Source organism: Ectobacillus sp. OTK (assembly GCF_059698935.1).
On sequence record NZ_AP048547.1, the window covers coordinates 2,565,265 to 2,581,534 of the forward strand.

19 protein-coding genes and 2 pseudogenes are annotated in these 16,270 nt (G+C 38.5%); 18 read left to right on the forward strand and 3 right to left on the reverse strand.

What is annotated here, in order from left to right:
• Positions 1 to 81: 81 nt before the first annotated feature.
• Positions 82 to 645 carry a DUF6414 family protein gene (locus AC6HZ4_RS12655; protein ID WP_497495377.1) on the reverse strand — a complete coding sequence of 188 codons (564 nt, stop codon included), beginning with the start codon at positions 643 to 645 and terminating at the stop codon, positions 82 to 84.
• A gap of 128 nt (positions 646 to 773) precedes the next feature.
• On the opposite strand from AC6HZ4_RS12655, the pseudogene AC6HZ4_RS12660 reads away from it, so the two are divergent.
• The 8 genes and pseudogenes from AC6HZ4_RS12660 to AC6HZ4_RS12695 form a co-directional block, all read left to right on the forward strand.
• Positions 774 to 1,007: pseudogene (locus tag AC6HZ4_RS12660) on the forward strand (DNA-binding protein); the annotation flags it as partial.
• A gap of 715 nt (positions 1,008 to 1,722) precedes the next feature.
• Positions 1,723 to 1,890 carry a hypothetical protein gene (locus tag AC6HZ4_RS12665; RefSeq protein WP_497495379.1) on the forward strand — a complete coding sequence of 56 codons (168 nt, stop codon included), beginning with the start codon at positions 1,723 to 1,725 and terminating at the stop codon, positions 1,888 to 1,890.
• A 17-nt stretch (positions 1,891 to 1,907) separates the two neighbouring features.
• Positions 1,908 to 2,057, forward strand: a complete 150-nt coding sequence (locus tag AC6HZ4_RS12670; RefSeq protein ID WP_497495380.1) for a hypothetical protein — start codon at positions 1,908 to 1,910, stop codon at positions 2,055 to 2,057.
• Between the two features lie 29 nt (positions 2,058 to 2,086).
• Complete coding sequence (locus AC6HZ4_RS12675; RefSeq protein ID WP_497495382.1) at positions 2,087 to 2,323, forward strand: hypothetical protein; 237 nt, start codon at positions 2,087 to 2,089, stop codon at positions 2,321 to 2,323.
• Between the two features lie 223 nt (positions 2,324 to 2,546).
• A pseudogene (locus tag AC6HZ4_RS12680) lies at positions 2,547 to 2,893 on the forward strand (YmaF family protein).
• A 419-nt stretch (positions 2,894 to 3,312) separates the two neighbouring features.
• Entirely contained in the window at positions 3,313 to 3,867 is a 555-nt protein-coding gene (locus AC6HZ4_RS12685; protein ID WP_497495383.1) for a hypothetical protein, read from the forward strand.
• A gap of 51 nt (positions 3,868 to 3,918) precedes the next feature.
• Positions 3,919 to 4,173 (forward strand): hypothetical protein, encoded by a 255-nt coding sequence (locus tag AC6HZ4_RS12690; protein ID WP_497495384.1) that lies wholly within the window; start codon positions 3,919 to 3,921, stop codon positions 4,171 to 4,173.
• Between the two features lie 65 nt (positions 4,174 to 4,238).
• Positions 4,239 to 4,493: a hypothetical protein gene (locus AC6HZ4_RS12695; RefSeq protein ID WP_497495386.1), complete on the forward strand. Its 255-nt coding sequence runs from the start codon at positions 4,239 to 4,241 to the stop codon at positions 4,491 to 4,493.
• A gap of 120 nt (positions 4,494 to 4,613) precedes the next feature.
• On the opposite strand, the gene AC6HZ4_RS12700 is transcribed toward AC6HZ4_RS12695, so the two are convergent.
• Positions 4,614 to 4,961, reverse strand: a complete 348-nt coding sequence (locus AC6HZ4_RS12700) for an S-Ena type endospore appendage (RefSeq protein WP_497495387.1) — start codon at positions 4,959 to 4,961, stop codon at positions 4,614 to 4,616.
• Between the two features lie 232 nt (positions 4,962 to 5,193).
• On the opposite strand from AC6HZ4_RS12700, the gene AC6HZ4_RS12705 reads away from it, so the two are divergent.
• Together AC6HZ4_RS12705 and AC6HZ4_RS12710 are read left to right on the forward strand one after the other, a co-directional pair.
• Positions 5,194 to 5,610, forward strand: a complete 417-nt coding sequence (locus AC6HZ4_RS12705; RefSeq protein ID WP_497495389.1) for an S-Ena type endospore appendage — start codon at positions 5,194 to 5,196, stop codon at positions 5,608 to 5,610.
• A 420-nt stretch (positions 5,611 to 6,030) separates the two neighbouring features.
• Positions 6,031 to 6,342: a DUF4183 domain-containing protein gene (locus AC6HZ4_RS12710; protein WP_497495390.1), complete on the forward strand. Its 312-nt coding sequence runs from the start codon at positions 6,031 to 6,033 to the stop codon at positions 6,340 to 6,342.
• 50 nt (positions 6,343 to 6,392) lie between these two features.
• Here AC6HZ4_RS12710 and AC6HZ4_RS12715 read toward each other — a convergent pair whose 3' ends face one another.
• The gene (locus tag AC6HZ4_RS12715; protein WP_497495391.1) at positions 6,393 to 6,776 is read right to left on the reverse strand and encodes a DUF4183 domain-containing protein; all 384 of its coding nucleotides are present in this window, start codon (positions 6,774 to 6,776) and stop codon (positions 6,393 to 6,395) included.
• A 340-nt stretch (positions 6,777 to 7,116) separates the two neighbouring features.
• On the opposite strand from AC6HZ4_RS12715, the gene AC6HZ4_RS12720 reads away from it, so the two are divergent.
• From AC6HZ4_RS12720 to AC6HZ4_RS12755, 8 genes are all read left to right on the forward strand, one after another.
• Complete coding sequence (locus tag AC6HZ4_RS12720) at positions 7,117 to 7,557, forward strand: hypothetical protein (RefSeq protein WP_497495392.1); 441 nt, start codon at positions 7,117 to 7,119, stop codon at positions 7,555 to 7,557.
• Positions 7,558 to 7,857: 300 nt separating this feature from the next.
• Positions 7,858 to 8,046 carry a hypothetical protein gene (locus AC6HZ4_RS12725; RefSeq protein ID WP_497495393.1) on the forward strand — a complete coding sequence of 63 codons (189 nt, stop codon included), beginning with the start codon at positions 7,858 to 7,860 and terminating at the stop codon, positions 8,044 to 8,046.
• 295 nt (positions 8,047 to 8,341) lie between these two features.
• The gene (locus AC6HZ4_RS12730) at positions 8,342 to 8,545 is read left to right on the forward strand and encodes a hypothetical protein (RefSeq protein ID WP_497495394.1); all 204 of its coding nucleotides are present in this window, start codon (positions 8,342 to 8,344) and stop codon (positions 8,543 to 8,545) included.
• A gap of 149 nt (positions 8,546 to 8,694) precedes the next feature.
• On the forward strand, positions 8,695 to 8,934 hold the full coding sequence (locus AC6HZ4_RS12735) for a DUF2584 family protein (protein WP_497495396.1): 240 nt from the start codon (positions 8,695 to 8,697) through the stop codon (positions 8,932 to 8,934).
• Between the two features lie 18 nt (positions 8,935 to 8,952).
• Entirely contained in the window at positions 8,953 to 10,110 is a 1,158-nt protein-coding gene (locus tag AC6HZ4_RS12740) for an exonuclease SbcCD subunit D (RefSeq protein ID WP_497495398.1), read from the forward strand.
• On the forward strand, positions 10,107 to 13,199 hold the full coding sequence (locus AC6HZ4_RS12745) for an SbcC/MukB-like Walker B domain-containing protein (RefSeq protein ID WP_497495399.1): 3,093 nt from the start codon (positions 10,107 to 10,109) through the stop codon (positions 13,197 to 13,199). The genes AC6HZ4_RS12740 and AC6HZ4_RS12745 overlap by 4 nt, the downstream gene beginning before the upstream one ends.
• Positions 13,200 to 13,513: 314 nt before the next feature.
• Positions 13,514 to 14,209 carry a hypothetical protein gene (locus AC6HZ4_RS12750; protein ID WP_497495400.1) on the forward strand — a complete coding sequence of 232 codons (696 nt, stop codon included), beginning with the start codon at positions 13,514 to 13,516 and terminating at the stop codon, positions 14,207 to 14,209.
• A gap of 1,266 nt (positions 14,210 to 15,475) precedes the next feature.
• On the forward strand, positions 15,476 to 16,267 hold the full coding sequence (locus AC6HZ4_RS12755; protein WP_497495401.1) for an HAD family hydrolase: 792 nt from the start codon (positions 15,476 to 15,478) through the stop codon (positions 16,265 to 16,267).
• The last annotated feature ends 3 nt before the right edge of the window (positions 16,268 to 16,270 follow it).

Consider the following 16,270-nt stretch of genomic DNA (forward strand, 5'->3'; position numbering starts at 1 on the left):
TTATTGTAAAATGTGTATTTATGTGGTTGAAAAAAGTTACATTCCATAGAATCAATCATTTTCTTAGTATCTTCGGATTTTTTAAAATCTAATAGGGGTGGGCTTCCCCTTAGGTTTCTTATTAAGAATCGCAGAGGCTTCTTCCATATCTAAAACGGAATTTCCTCCATCAAAAGTCATAAGTTCTGTTAAGGCCTTATAGTCTATTACATTCTTTAACAACTCAAAATCAAAAAATTTATAAGTCTTTTCACCTAAATGTAGATCACCTTCTTTAAAATCGGGTCCACTTTTTAAGTGATGTCCTCCAGCTAACTTATCCTGCAGTATGTCTAGTGCATAGTCGTGGAAAACTTTGTTTAAAATGTCTTCTTCGCCTTCTAAAAAGGCTCTAGACTCATGTATTATTTCATTTCCAGTGTTACCAAAATTCGTCTCAAACTGAAAATTCAGCCCAGGGATAGCACCAGTTCCAGCTTTTATATGGCCGGCAAATCCAGCGTTTCTTCCTCGATTGGATTGCTGCTCCTCAGTTAATGTCTCTTGATTATTTTTCTCTGCAGAAAAACTTGTAATTAAGCCCTTTTTCAATTGTGCCAACATGGAATTCATAAGATCGGTATCTAAATAAATAATTTCTTTCACTTTTTCATCTCCTGTATTTTTATGAGAATAAAACAAAAACACGCAAAATAAGCGTGTTTTCTTTTGATGTCTATTCATGATGTGTGATGCTGTGCAGTATTCAATGTCTGTAAGTGTATTTCAACAACATGGGAATTTTTCGAGTAAAGAAAGACAGTAACTATTCCGTCATTCACAATACACCTTTACGTGACCCAAATCTTAGTTGGAGAGCAAAGGGTTTACTAGCTTACATGCTTTCATTAACAGATGATTGGACGTTCTATATTGAAGAGTTAACTCAACATGCGAAGGATAGCAAAAGTACTACGGAAAGTACAGTAAAAGAATTAAAGAAGGCTGGCTATCTCAAACAAAATCCATTTTGAAGAAAAAAGGGAGAGCGAATCGCTTTCCCTAGAAATGACGTAATGAGTCAAATAAATGAGTTAGTAATATATGAGATGGATAGAAGGATAGTGATATATAACATCTACGGAAGAACCGTGATGTACAAGATAGATAGAAGGGGCAGGAAGATGGTGTACAGGATGTGCAGGAGGATAATAATGTACGAGCTGCGGGGACGGGGAGTGTGATACAGGATGATGGTACAACGGTAGCTGGTGAAGTCCATGAAGTGTCTCCTGTACGGAGGTATAGGTAATGGCTCCTCCGGTACCGAACTGTCGGGGGGTTATCATAATAACTTGTTTCTCTCCCTTTTTTTAGAGTAGTTGGTTTTCTCTTACATGTTATGTCTATATACGCAGCAAAGAGCTTATCTTATTGGAATAGATTATTGCCTTTGTGTGTCTATGCTAAAGAGTATTTAGATAAGACCAAAATCCAATTTGGTGGTGATTTGATGAAGAAGCAAAGATGGAGATTCACGAAGGGGAAGATTTGTTATTATTGCAACGGCAAAGTAGATCCAAGCAAATTACATGGTTCTATTAATGATAAATGGTATGTGTGTTACGACTGTATGAATCACGATTATTAAACCAAATCCAAATTCAGAAGCGAAAGCGGCTGTCAAAGTGTTTGCAATCAAAAATGCTGAAACAGGACTATTTGTAATAGCATATAGGTAAAGTGAAGGAATATTTCATTAAGCAGATAGAGGATGCTCTACAATACAAAACGTTTATGCATGCAAATGAAGTTGCTTTCTGGAATTTGGACTATACCGAAAAATGGCTCATCGTTAATGTTGAGACCGGTGCAGAGTTTGAAAAACAGATTGCGAAATATCATCGATAAGGATGGGGGTCGATTTGATGAGAAACAGGTTTCTCCTTACTGATCTGTCGTTTTTATTAAGTCATAAACTTGTTATCCTATCTGCGCAAATAATGGGATATCACGATAAAGCAGCAGAATTAAAGGAAGCTCAAGCCCATTGGCAAAAAAATGATGCTTTTATTTAAAAGCATTATTTAGAAAGGAGTTGTAATAGATGTTTAGTTTAGAAACGATGAATAAAATCAGAGCGCTGGCAGAGAGCGGGGATAGAGAAGCGATTGAACAGTTTTTGCAATCTGAAGAAGCCGCAGAATTTCAGAGAGCGCTTGGAAACGCATGGAACGCTGTCGAAGGGATGCTGTCTGTATATGCTGACTTTGCTTCTTCTTTTTTTCGTGAAAATGAGAATTTCCGAAAATTTATTGCAGAATTGAATAAAAAGGCAGACTGAAATACAACCAAAAAGTTATTCTGCCTGAAGAGGAATGAGGAGAGATAAGGCACAATATACAAATAAAAAAAGATGCCCATACTCCACTAAGGGCATCTTTTATAAATTAAATTTTTCTGAAATAAGTAATATGGGTGTGCCTTGAAAGATGGATATTTAGTTGGTCAATAGCCCCAGTAATTGAAGAAGAAAGCTTTCGTAATAATTTTTGCTTTTGAGCATTATTAGAAAAGATAGAAAAGTAGGAAAAGATGATTTTGTTTCCGGATTTGTACCACATCATAACCATGGATCTGTTGATTATACATCATGGAGGCAGGCCATGTGCATCAATGCCTGGATGTAACATCCCCGCTAATTCCGACACAGGATGGGGGACATATTCATTATACCGAAGGGTATGTTGTGTTTGAAGATGGACATACCCATTATTATAAGGCACATTCGGGACCAGCCATTCTTGTTGGAAATGGAATGCACGTTCATTATTACGATTTTTATACAACTGAAGATGATGGGCATAGACATCGTATTAAAGGAGTCGATCAACCTGCTCCAGGGAATACATAAGAATTCTAATCTATAATATACAAAGAGAAAACATCGGAGGGGAAAATCCCTCTAATGTAAAACTTGCCCCTGATATCAGCCCCACCTACGCCGCATACCTTGGCAGCCACGCACGCCACCCGACCCACTTACTAGTGTAGCATTGCATTGTAAATAGCTCGTTAATCCTTTGTAAAAGAAAAAAGATCTTTGAGTTATCATAACATTTGAAACCGGTAGTTAAACTAAAATTTTGTATTTTTATAGACAATAGGACAAGCATTTCAAATATATTTTCATACTCTATAAACGAGAGCGTCTTTTTTAATAGAAAGGGTATCTTTAACAAAGTTAAAGATTTTTTTAGTTTTTGTATTGGTATTCCTCTATCCAAAATTGGACAACTCAACTAGTTTAATTTTTAAGAAGGAGGGATAACGATGTGTGGTCGTAATAACTGTATATGCCCTGATGAGGTGGAAGTGGTTAATACTTTCGAAGAACCAGTAGTAACAGAAAGCTCACAAGCTGGAGCTACGGTGGCTGGACGAAATTATTATCTGACAACTCAGCGGCAAACAGTTGCAAATACTGCTTCACTATTTTTACAAATTACCAATCCAGCTGGATCAGGCAGAACCCTTCACATTGGTCAAATAGCTGGAACCGCAAATACAAACACAATCCTTACTCTTAATCGCAATGGTTCATTTGCAGCAGCAGGAACGGCTATCACACCAGTTAATGGAAACTTCGGTTCTGTTAACACAAGCGTTGCAACGGCTAAATTTGTAAACCAATTAGCCGATCCTACAGTGGGCGGGGTGATTTTTAGAGATATTCTCCAGCCTGCTACAGGAGGGATAACTATATTTGAATACAAGGGTCAAATTGTTATGCCCCCTGGAACAACGTTTGTTATACGTCTAATGAACAATGCCGCTGGAGGTAACGTTTTATCTCTTGATGTTAGTTTTTGGGAGACAACTCGTTAATGTTTTCTTAAGTAATTAAAAATTTGAATATGAATGAAAGGAGTGATTAAAGTGGCGACAATTGACAAAGTAACGGTTCCAGCTAATACCCCAACAATCATTGTCACTGGTGACGGACGCAGAGTCTGGGTGCAAGGAGGAACATTTTATTTAGGTAACTCCAACGTTGATCCAGACAATGGTATTTTTCTTTCAGGTGGTCATGAATTTATAGATCTTGGAAATGTAGCTTTATTAGAAACCATTTATGCTTATTCTACTGCTGACACCACCATAACAGTTCTTTACTATACAACAGTATTCTAGTTAGTTTTTATATCTATATTTTTCATTATAGATATTCAGTTTTTTAAAAGGAAGTGAAAGAGATCATGGCAATGCTTCAAAGAATAGAGGTTCCAGCTCAAATAAGGACTATACTTATAAAGGGTAATGGCCAAAGAGTATGGATACAAGGTGGGGGATTTTATTTAGGGGGATCAGATATCAATTCAACAAACGGTATTTTGATTGATGGGAAAGATGGATTTATAGATTTGGGAAATGTAGCTTTTGGAGAAACTATCTATGCTTTTTCTAAGAGAAAAAACACCATAACGGTTTTTTACCATACAACGGTGTTTTGATATAATTCAATTCACATAAATGAAATAAAAAAGGTATCTGCATAATCTAGATACCTTTTTTGGATTTTGTGAAAATATCCCAAAAATTATAGAGTCTGTTTTAGTGTTATGGACCCTAAACTACGCCAGAACACGCTTATATAGATTAATACTAAATTTCCCACTAGCTCCAGCAGGTACTGTAAGAGAAAAATCAGTAGGTTGATCAACTGATTGAGAGTCAGAATTCCCTGAGGTAGCACTCAAAGCACCTGCTGGAGTAGATGTCATTGTTGCAGTTACTGGTGTAGCTATTGGACTGGAGGCTGAATTGAAAATTTCAAAAGTCCCTGAAAAATAAGCGCCAGCAGGAGCAGACCATACTATTGTTGTAGTAGCTGCTCCTGTCGAGTTATTAAAATTACCGCAAATGGTCTCCTGAAAAATTTGAGCAGGAGGACACATGCAGCAATCTCCATTATTACACATTATTTATTTTTTCTCCTTTCGGATGGTTTTTACCGTTTAGTTTGTACACTAATATTAAATGCGTATCGTCATACTTTGTTAATTTAATTTACCTATTTTATAAATAAAACTGACATACTTTTAAAAAATTGCCGTGACTTGTTAATAAAAAAGGGGGGAAAACGAAAACATATCAAAGGTTTTGAAATATTTTGTAGTATGAACATAATGAATTAGGAGTGAGGAATAGTGAATGTGTGCCAAAAAGAAATGTAAACCAGATCCTTTTTGTTTCGCGCTTCCATATTCATTCCCTCCTCCGCTTCCTGCTCCTTGTCCTCCGTATCCCCCCGTAGATGATGTTGTAAGCAATAGCTTCAGTGGGAATATTTTATTGAACGATCCGGTTACAACTTTAGAAATTTGGAAAGGGGAAATTTCTAGAAAAGCTACGGTAACGATATCTGTGTTTAATAGTTCCCTAAGCACTTCAGTTATTAAAGTTACCATTACTCGAAACGATGGAAGCCCTGTTGAATTTACTGTTCCTTCTGGAAATACACTTTCCGCAACTGTCGATCATGCAAAATCGATTACTGTTTCAAGGGAAGGTACGGGTATTGTGGAGGGAAAATACGGTTTAGAAGTATCATTTGTTATCTCTAGCTAGTGTAATCAGTCTGTTTTTTTAAAAGAAAATAAATATGGAGTGGTGGAGTATAAACTGCCTACTTTTTTATTTTGGTTAAGATGGTTTCCTGTTGCTGTTTTCGGCTCATTTTGGTTAGGATTGAATCGATGATAAAGTATGATTGTATTAAAATACATTTATGTTAAAATTAGTAAAAAAGTATATGGAAATCACTAAAGATATACTACTTAATTAAATTTAGAAGGAAAGGAGGGAGAACATATAGATAAGAATTCATCTAATCTAAAGTTTGTTATAAATGAAGGGGGTGTCCCTTCTATACAAGCAGGCCCATTATCTATTCGTCCTAGGAAAGCTGAAGATGGCAGTCTGTTTTTAGATACAACAAAACGTATTTTGTACCGATTTAATGGTAAACGTTGGGAAATGATAATTACATTGGTTAATTTTGGAACCATGGGTTTACCGGAACCGGCAGAACGGCTAAGACCAATACAAACAACTAATTTATTATACTTTACTCTTTCAGACGGAGAAAAAAGGATATATACAGATGATGATAGTTTAGAACAATATAGTACAACTCATATATTGTCACCAAGTGAGGTTTCCTATATTAACTTATTTGTTAATGCTGTATTACAGCCTACTGTTAATTATCAAATTGAACAAGGGAAACTTACATTGCTAACAGAAGATGTTCCGACAAAGGGAAGTTCTATAATTATCCAATTTATAACCATGCATTAATTTGAAAAGAGTAACTTTGTTGAAAGGTACTCTTTTCGTGTTGGGTGTTATTAAGTTGTTACAGCTGTAGTGGACGATGGAGCATAACTTACCAACTCTAATACAATAGGTGTTCCAGTTGGAATGCCAGATCCACCTGCGGGTACAGCAATAGCAAGTGATCCAACGCCAGTTGCACCTGGTGTATAAGTTGAGATACCTGCCATTTGCAAAACACCGTTAATATAGACATTAAAATAACTATTATTGCTTGCTAAGGATGGAAGAGATGTTAGTAATGTACCATCATCCTGCAGGAAGCTTGCAGCATCGATAGTTAATGTGGCCCCTGCGGCCGTTGGTGCAGTTGTTGTGTAGAAAAGTCTTGCGTCTGTAGGAACAACATTGGTTGTGGTGGCTGCAGTAACAAGAAGTTTCATAAGCTGAAGTGTCATTCTATAATCCCTTTCTTTTAAATGTATTTTATATATTAATCTATGTTTTTAAATATAGTTTGCATAGATAAGAGTCCTGTATAAAAGATAAAATTGTAAATTATTATCCATAAGGGTACATAAGCATCCGAGAAGTAGACTATATGCTTTATACAATTCAAGTCGAGATGCTCTTTTTACGCATAAGTGGATAGCTTTTCCGGTTTTTTCGATCCAAGCTAATTGCTTGTGAGTACGTCGGCATGTACCCGCATTACGTTTGATTAGAAAGAATAAAGGAAATGCTAATCTATGTTGGAATTATGTTTATTTTAGAAAACTGAAGAGGAGGCGGCAATTTATGGATGGTCTTAATTCTAAGCGCCGATTTATTGATTCTTTGACTATAGCGCATAATATGATGTTAAAGCTCAATAAAAAAGACGAAGAATCTATTGATTACATTACATATTTAACAACGACTGGGTACGTTATTGGAAAACAGGTGGATTTAGTGGAGCTTAATTCTGAAAGTGGAGAATCTTTGCTTGAAGCAATACAACAAGCTGTAGGAGAAGGGAAAGATGTAGATTTATTCTCGGTTGCTGCAGCGATACATCGTTACATGAGGGACCAGGGTGCGGAGGAAGGAAATCCTTTTTACGACACGGATAAAGCTTTAATGTTGGAAGATGTGACAATTAAGTATCATGGCGGAGGATCTTCTATAAATACACATGTATTTGCTTTGTTCATTGATCAAGTATTAGGAGTTCTTCCGGGAAAAGTAGAACTATATTGAAGACGAAGCATCCCTCGGGGTGCTTTTTATTTTGCACAATAGTTGGCGTAAGGGGAAATTCACAAAACAAATTATCATTGGCACTATAGTAGTTGGCTTACTTGGGCTGCTTATGAAAGGGAGCGTATAAAAGTATTGAATTTCAGGAACAGCAGCCGAACAAAAAGATGGATCAATTTCTTTTAGGCTGCCGGTGCTCGTGGCCAGCTCTTTATATTTTAATACAAACATTACGTTAATTAAATGGAAATTCGCCCATGCAGTCAAAATACAATGAAATTAAGGAAGGGGATGGTAGGGTTGAAAAAACAATGGGTTATTACACAAAGTGAAAGGGATCAATGCTTTGTTAATGCTATGAGGAGGATACGGGAAAATATTGATACCCTAAAGGAGGCCGCAGCAGGAACGGATCGTACTAAAGAAGACGTTGAAGTGTTGTATAATCAAATTTTAAAAGACCTAAAAGCTCTAAAACTTTATAGATAAGCAAGCATCCCTCGGGGTGCTTTTTATTTTGTAAAGGCAAGTAGCGCAAGAGGGAGCTTACAATAAAACAAACTGAATACGAAGAATAGAGGTGACATGTAGTTGTATTTTACTAACAAACGGATACGGCACTACCTATGGTTGAAGTGAAGTAGGTATTTTCTGCATAAAAGCATTTTGCTCACATATATAGCGTATATTTTGAGTATTATAATTACCTAAAAAACAGTTATGTTTTCCTATTTTAGAAAATACGTTTTCTTCCTATAATCAAGTGCAGGGAGGAAGTACGGATGTGAATGACAAACTTAAACTTAAGCAGTGGAAAGCAGAATTACAGCAAATGAAGGATGAGAAACGAAAGCAGAAAAAACAGCGTAAAGCTGCTAATAAAGGGAAGAAGCTCGGGGCAGATATTAAAGAGCTCATGGGAACAAATCGGTCTACCTATTACAAAAGCAATGGCGCGTGGCGGCAAAAAAATAAAGATAATAAATAACGGCATCCTTTCGGGGGTGTTTTTTTATAGGAGTATATCATCCATTTTTAAAAATTCTTAAAACATAGGCCATCTCTCTTATCTTGTCATCTGTTCTTTGAGAAGCTAAGATTAGTAAGAAGCACTGTAAAATAAAGGGGATGAAGCAAATGAAATTTGAAATGCATACTCAAATTGTTTCTCATGATTTAGAAGTGCGAGTTGACACTGAGCATAATTTATTTGAGCTGCAGCTTGACGGTTATCATGTATATCCACTAGATGAAACAGTACCTATATATAAAACTGAAAAAGAAGCAGTCGGGAAGGCTGTACCGAAAATGATTATTTGGAATGAAGGAAAAACGATTCTCCGTTATCAGCTCGTTTCTCTTCATTCTGTCAATTAAGATGAGGAGAGAGGAAGCATGAAGTTTTTTCATACGGCAGATTGGCACCTAGGCAAGTTAATTCACGGTGTGTATATGACGGAGGATCAAGAGTTTGTACTTAGTCAGTTTGTGGAAGCAATCCGGTTGGAGAGACCCGATGCTGTTATCATTGCGGGGGATTTGTACGATCGGGCAATTCCCCCGACTGAAGCTGTTGATTTACTTAATAGGACGCTGCAAACCATTACGATAGATTTACAAACACCGGTGCTTGCGATCGCGGGGAACCATGATAGTCCCGATCGGATCCATTTTGGAAGCGAGCTTATGAAGGCCCAAGGATTATATATTGTAGGACAGTTTCAATATCCGTATGAGCCAGTAGAGCTTATGGATGAATACGGCAAGGTTCATATTCATTTAATTCCATATGCAGATCCGAGTGTTGTTCGGTATGCGCTGAAAAATGATGATGTACGCAGTCACGATGATGCGATGCGTATGCTTGTAAATACTATTTCTGAAACGATGGATCAGGAAGCACGTCATATTTTTGTCGGACATGCCTTTGTAACGCCATCAGGAGAGATGGAAGAGAATACGAGCGAAAGTGAGAGACCGTTATCAATCGGCGGCGCTGAATATGTGAATAGTCATTATTTTAAGCATTTTCATTATACGGCACTCGGACATTTACATCAGGCTCACTATGTACGTGAGGAGAGAATTCGGTATGCGGGATCGCCCATGAAATACTCCATCTCGGAAGAAAAGCATAAAAAGGGTTTTTATATTGTTGAATTGGATGGAAAAGGGGATATCTCCATAGAAAAGCGGGAGTTGAAGCCGCTGCGTGAGATGAGAACTGTGGAAGCTAAGCTTGATGAACTGCTGCGGCATGACATTTGTGAAGATTATGTATTTGTGAGATTACTGGATGAGAGTCCTGTTTTGCAGCCGATGGAGAAAATTCGCACTGTGTATCCGAATGCGATGCATGTCGAACGAGTCATGCATAGGCCAGAAAAGACAGATACTGATGAAGTAGCTGCACTCCGCCATCAAATGGATGATATGTCCTTATTAAAGGCCTTTTATAGAGAAATGCGCGGGACTGAATTATCGGATGTAAAGCAGCAAATCTTTTTAGACGTACTAAACGAAGTGCGTGAGCGGGAAGGAGAGCGGCGATGAAACCGATTCGACTCATTATGAATGCGTTTGGTCCATATAAAGGTAAGGAGATTGTGGATTTTGGCGAGTTGGCAGGGCATCGCTTATTTTCCATTTCAGGAAATACAGGTGCCGGAAAAACAACGATCTTTGATGCGATTTGCTATGCACTGTACGGGGAGGCAAGCGGTGAAGAGCGAAGTGATGCTGTAATGCTGCGCAGCCATTTTGCTGAGGACAACGTACATACGAGCGTTGAGCTTACATTTGCTATTAGAGGTCGAGTTTATCGGATTATGAGGCAAATGGCACATAAAAAGAAAGGAAATAAAACAGCAACGGGCGGAGCAGTTGAATTTTACGAGATTGTTGGAGAAGAGCATGTACCATGTGTGGATCGTGTCCACGTTACAGATATCAATCGAAAGGTAGAGGAGCTGCTTGGTTTAAATAAGCATCAATTTAGTCAAATTGTTATGCTGCCCCAAGGAGAATTTCGTAAACTGCTTACCTCTGAAACAGAAAATAAAGAAGAGATTTTGCGCCGTATTTTTAAGACAGACCGCTATAAGCTTATGAGGGAGCTCTTGGATGGAAAAAGGAAGGTACTGCACGACAAGCTGCAGGGCAAGAGAAAGGAACGCGACATCTATATGCGTAATGCGATGCAGCTTCCTGTACGCGAGGCGTCGTTTCTAAAAGAGCTTACGGAACAAGAGAGTGTAAACAGCTATCAAGTACTGCAGGCCTTAGAGGAAGAGCGGGACTTTTATCAGGATCTACTTGCGGCATTGACGGAGAAGGTGGAGCTTCAAGCGAAGGTGCTTGCAGAAAAGGAGGCATTCTACCACAGGGCTAAAGCAGTTAATGATAGATTACTAGACTTGCAAATGAAGGAAGAGCACTATAAACAGCTGCTTCTCGATCGTCAAGTTATGGAGCAAAAGCAGCAGGAACTGCAGCTTGGTGAGGAGGCGAACCGTCTCGTACCGTTTGAGGATACATATCAGGAGGCTGTTCGCATAACTCAGCAAGCAGAAACAAGGGCTGCTGCATTGCAAGTAAAACAAACAGAGATAGAGCATCGTTTTCAAAGGGCTGAGCAATTGTATACAGTTGAGAAAGCGAAAGAACCGTTGCGTGAAGAAGCAAAGCGGGACAGAGAGGCTTTGAGAGAGCTAAAGCCTATTTTGGAAACATTCGCTTCTAAAGAGCTGCAGCTAAAGGAGACAGAGAAAAAGTTGCAAAAGGCGAAGGAACAGTTTCAAGCTCTTATCCAAGAGGAGCAAAGCGGCTTAGGGCGTCGGAAGGTTCTAGCTCAAACACTGCAGGAGCTTGATGAATTGTTACGTGATTATGCGGAGATGCTTGAGGAGCGGTCGGTACTTCGCGAGGATTTTAAAGTACTCAAAGCATACTTGGAAGCTTTGCAATATATAAAAGAGCATGAGGCTCATCTAATGCAGGCGAAGAGCATCGCGACGCACTGGCAGCAGCAATATGAAGCAGCTGAAAAGGCGTGGTTTGCGGAACAGGCTGGGCATCTTGCTTTGCAGCTAGAGGACGGTTGTCATTGCCCTGTATGCGGTAGTACCTCCCACCCGCATAAAGCGGCATTTCAAGAACAGATCATGCATAAGGATGAGCTGCAAAAGCTTCGTGATAAACGGGACCAAGCGGAGAAAGATTATTTTCAATACGAAGGAATCTGGCGCTCGGGAATGAAAGACTGCGAAGATAAGGCGAGGGAGATTGAGGAACGCGGCTATCATTGTGCTGAAGCTGCACAAGAATATGAGAAGCTTATGCAAAAAGGAACACAATTGTCTGAAAAAATCGAGGGATTGAAGCAAAAGGAAGCTATGCGGAATCATGTAAAGCTGCAGCTGCAAGAGCTGGATGAACATATAGAGAAGCTGCAGCGCGATAAAAGACAGCTCGAAGCTCATTTGCATGACATACAGCTTGCATACATGCAAGAACAGCTTTCCTATAAGCATGATCAAACGAGAATTCCAGCTCATATTGCTAATATGAGTTTGTGGGAAAAGCAATACAAGGAAGCAGAGAGCTTGGTTCAGACGTTGGAGGAGAACTGGAAGTTAGCGGAGCAGCAGTATGAGCAATTAACAAAGGAGAAGTTTCAGATTGAAGCGGACTACAGCTCTGCACAGCGGCATCTTAAGGAAGCCTATGCGCAGAAAAGTCAACGGTATGAGCGTTTTACAGCAAGCCTGCAGCGGACCGGTTTTGTAGATGAAGCCGCTTATCAAGCTGCGAAAAGATCTCAAGAGCAAATTCTCTTCTTACAACAAACGATTCAGTCTTACTATTCGGCATTACAACTGCTTTCCAAACAAATAGATGAGCTGCGCGGTGAGCTGGTTAATGAAAAACAAACAAATGTGGAGGAGTTACTTCATACGATAGAAGAACTGCGGCAACAGGTAGAACAAACGAAGGAGCAACGCCAGCATACAACTATGACCCTTCAATATATAAAACAGCTTGCAGCGAATATTATTACTATTGATGAGGAGATTCAAGAGGAAGAAACCATGTTTCGGGAACTCGTTGATTTGTATGAGGTTGTCAAAGGTGATAATGAAAGCCGGATTTCTTTTGAACGATATATCCTTATTGAATATTTAGAGCAGATTGTGCAGGCAGCAAACGAGCGGCTTCGCAAGCTTTCAAACGGCCAATTTTACTTGAAAAGAAGCGATAGGGTAGAAAAGAGGCTTCGTCAAAGCGGTCTCGGGTTAGATGTATATGATGCATATACCGGACAAACGCGGGATGTAAAAACATTATCTGGCGGAGAAAAGTTCAATGCCTCTCTTTGTCTAGCGCTTGGGATGGCAGATGTGATTCAATCCTATGAGGGCGGCATCTCCATCGAAACGATGTTTATTGACGAGGGCTTTGGATCTCTTGATGAAGAATCGCTTGCAAAAGCAATTGACACGTTAATAGATTTACAAAAGTCAGGGCGTCTCATTGGTGTAATATCTCACGTGCAGGAACTAAAACAGGCGCTTCCGGCAGTTTTGGAAGTAACAAAGCAGAAAGATGGCTGCAGTCAAACGCGATTTGTTATACGAGCATAGTCACACTAGCGGTCGCATTTTCCAAATACATCATCGAGTTTTTCAGAAATAGTACGTTGCCTCTCTGGAAGTACGTGGGAGTAAGTATGATGTGAATCTCACATTTATCACAGAACAAGATACAGCATTTGAAGAGAATGCACTTGAAAAAAATATAAGATCCAGTTCGATGGGAGTTTATATACACTGAATTGGAAGTGGAAAGTTATTTAGATATGATTAAACTATAGCATCCTTTCAAGGGTGCTTTTTTTTTATTTTGAAGGAATGCAGCTCCTTTTGTCGAAATTAGCTGTCAGGAGGGGTTTAGGTTCATGAAAAATTTTTATGAAATTTTAGGTTATATCACTAGCGTTTCTATAATTTTGGGATTAATTTTATATCTGATCCGTGCGTTGGTCAAAGATAAAATAAATAATTATTTCGGTGAAAAAATGGAGAATCATAAACATGATCTTCAGCTAATTACTGAACAAACGAAGTTTGATTATCAAAGGAAGATACAAGATTTTGGTCTTTATACCATTAAAAGGCATGAAACTTATGCTGAATTATATAAGTTGGTACTTATTGCGCACGGAAAGATAACTGACCTTAGGGGACTGCGCCGAGTTGTATCTTTTGAAGATTATGACTCAGAAGATATAAAGAAATATTTAGAAGAAAAAAAGATTCCTGCAAGAAAAATAAATGAAATTGTTGAAAAATGGGATGTTGACAGAGAGGAAGCTGTAAAGGAAATTAGAGGATATGAGAAATTGAGATCTTTTCAAGAGGCGCGCAGCGGTTATGCTGAAGCTAGGAATTATTTATATGTAAACGAGTTATATATGGCTGATGAAATAGCTAAGGACGTAGGAAATGTGTTGGAAAGACTAGGGAAATTACTAATAAACTATGAATACCCTGATGCGGCGACCAGAACGGAAAACCAGTCACTAATCAAGGAAATTGATGAAGGATTAGTAACAGTAAAGGATAGTATAAGGAAAGAATTATCAATTTCATAGGACGGCAGCGAAAATTAGCATCCGAATAATGGGGTGCTAATTTTTATTTTGTCTGAATAAGGGAGGCCGATATCTATGTTTGAAGTATTAACGACGGTTATTGTTACGACCTCTTTGTTGATCTTTGGTTTGGTCATCACCTGTAACTGCATCAACTATATTTTCAAATGTTTGACCAATTTTATTCCTTTCACTAGTTACGATTTAGTCTCAATTATTCCGTGTCTAAAACTACCCTAAACACGAATGGTATAGAGAGGAAGCGGAAGGATATTTTTCTATTCCTGAAATACACAAATTGTGTAAGCTCGACAGATTAATGGTGATATTTCAACTATTTGTATGGGATTCCCATTACATGGAGTGACATAGGTAAGGGCAGGTATTCTATTATTGAGTGCCCATACTAATGTAGGGCATTTTTCACCAGATGGTGTAATAAATAGATGACTTATTTGAGTTAATTCCTCAACGGTTATAATTCGCCAACCTAGACCCTGAGCCATACATAAAGTTCTAGATTCTGAAAAATTTCTAAGTTCATTTTTAAAGATAAAAAAAATCTCACTAGCTTGATCAAAAATGGGCCCAATGTCCATTTCTGCTCTGTGCTGCTTGCAGTGGTCTCCCTCACAGGATTGTGTCATTGCCGGAAATGGGGCTGAGAAAGATGAGTCCAAAAATTATTAACCTCCTTTTTGTATATGTTTCGCAATATTATTATATTGAGTTGTGCTTTATTTTTCTTGTATGCTTGTCCAATTAGTGATTTATATTCTGTTTTTATGATATTTCTATAGCATATCATTATGAGCAGTTATTTTATAGCAAGGCTCTGTTCGTATTACAGATTCATACCAGAAAGAACGGGTTATTTAACCTTACGATGGTTTTGATAAGAAAAAAACTGATCAGCGAGCGACCTTAAATACCTAATAACTTCTTCTTTTTTGCGTTGAATGCCTTCTTAGATAGAAATCGACATGTTAATAGATTTACAAAAGTCAGGGTGTCTTAATTGGTGTAATATCTCACGTGCAGGAACTAAAACATGCGCTTCCGGCAGTTTTGGAAGTAATGAAGCAGAAAGATGGCTGCAGTCAAACACGGTTTGTTATACAGGCATAGAGGAGAAAGACTTTTATCTATAAACTGCATGTATATGCAACGTTACTATTTACTTATTCCGAAACTCCTTGTAATCTTATGTTTGAATCGTAAAACTTTTAAGAATAAACAAAAGAAAGAGACGAGGAGTATACGACGATGATAAAAGCAATCTTTTTCGACCTTGATGATACGCTTCTTTGGGATCAAAAGAGCGTAGCGGAAGCCTTTAGGGCAACATGCCGAGTGGCGCAGCAAAAATACGGAATTGATCCCGAGGCGTTCGAAGAGGCCGTTCGTAAGGAAGCAAGAGAACTATATGCCTCTTATGAAACGTATGAGTTTACGCAAATGATTGGCATTAATCCGTTTGAAGGGCTATGGGGGAATTTCCTAGACGAGGATGATAATTTCCGCAAAATGAAGGAGATTGTTCCAACATACCGAAAAGATGCGTGGACGAAAGGCCTTCAAGCATTTGGAATTGAAGATCCTGCATTTGGTGAAGAGTTAGCGGAGTTGTTCCCTGCTGAGCGCCGCAAGAGCCCATTTGTGTATGAGGAAACTTTCCAAGTGTTGGACGAGTTGAAGGGGAAATATCAGCTGCTGCTGTTAACAAATGGCTCACCGGATTTACAAAATACAAAGCTTGATATTACGCCTGAGCTAGTTCCTTATTTCGATCATATCGTAATTTCTGGTGCATTTGGAAGAGGTAAGCCAGATCCGTCCATTTTTGAGCATGCCTTAGAATTAATGTCTCTTCAAAAAGACGAGGTAATTATGGTTGGTGATAATTTAATGACGGATATTCTTGGAGCGTCCCGCGTCGGCATTACGTCTGTTTGGATTAATCGCCATGATAAAGAGAGAAACGAAGTAATACCTAGTTATGAAATTCAGCATCTAGAGGAATTGTATTCAATTCTTGATGAGCTTAACAATAAATAAGAA

Coding starts and splice junctions, on each gene's coding strand:
- AC6HZ4_RS12670 (WP_497495380.1), top strand. CDS start 1,908: ATGAGAAACAGGTTTCTCCTTACTGATCTGTCGTTTTTATTAAGTCAT.
- AC6HZ4_RS12675 (WP_497495382.1), top strand. CDS start 2,087: ATGTTTAGTTTAGAAACGATGAATAAAATCAGAGCGCTGGCAGAGAGC.
- AC6HZ4_RS12685 (WP_497495383.1), top strand. CDS start 3,313: ATGTGTGGTCGTAATAACTGTATATGCCCTGATGAGGTGGAAGTGGTT.
- AC6HZ4_RS12695 (WP_497495386.1), top strand. CDS start 4,239: ATGGCAATGCTTCAAAGAATAGAGGTTCCAGCTCAAATAAGGACTATA.
- AC6HZ4_RS12700 (WP_497495387.1), bottom strand. CDS start 4,961: ATGTGTAATAATGGAGATTGCTGCATGTGTCCTCCTGCTCAAATTTTT.
- AC6HZ4_RS12705 (WP_497495389.1), top strand. CDS start 5,194: ATGTGTGCCAAAAAGAAATGTAAACCAGATCCTTTTTGTTTCGCGCTT.
- AC6HZ4_RS12715 (WP_497495391.1), bottom strand. CDS start 6,776: ATGACACTTCAGCTTATGAAACTTCTTGTTACTGCAGCCACCACAACC.
- AC6HZ4_RS12720 (WP_497495392.1), top strand. CDS start 7,117: ATGGATGGTCTTAATTCTAAGCGCCGATTTATTGATTCTTTGACTATA.
- AC6HZ4_RS12735 (WP_497495396.1), top strand. CDS start 8,695: ATGAAATTTGAAATGCATACTCAAATTGTTTCTCATGATTTAGAAGTG.
- AC6HZ4_RS12740 (WP_497495398.1), top strand. CDS start 8,953: ATGAAGTTTTTTCATACGGCAGATTGGCACCTAGGCAAGTTAATTCAC.
- AC6HZ4_RS12745 (WP_497495399.1), top strand. CDS start 10,107: ATGAAACCGATTCGACTCATTATGAATGCGTTTGGTCCATATAAAGGT.
- AC6HZ4_RS12750 (WP_497495400.1), top strand. CDS start 13,514: ATGAAAAATTTTTATGAAATTTTAGGTTATATCACTAGCGTTTCTATA.
- AC6HZ4_RS12755 (WP_497495401.1), top strand. CDS start 15,476: ATGATAAAAGCAATCTTTTTCGACCTTGATGATACGCTTCTTTGGGAT.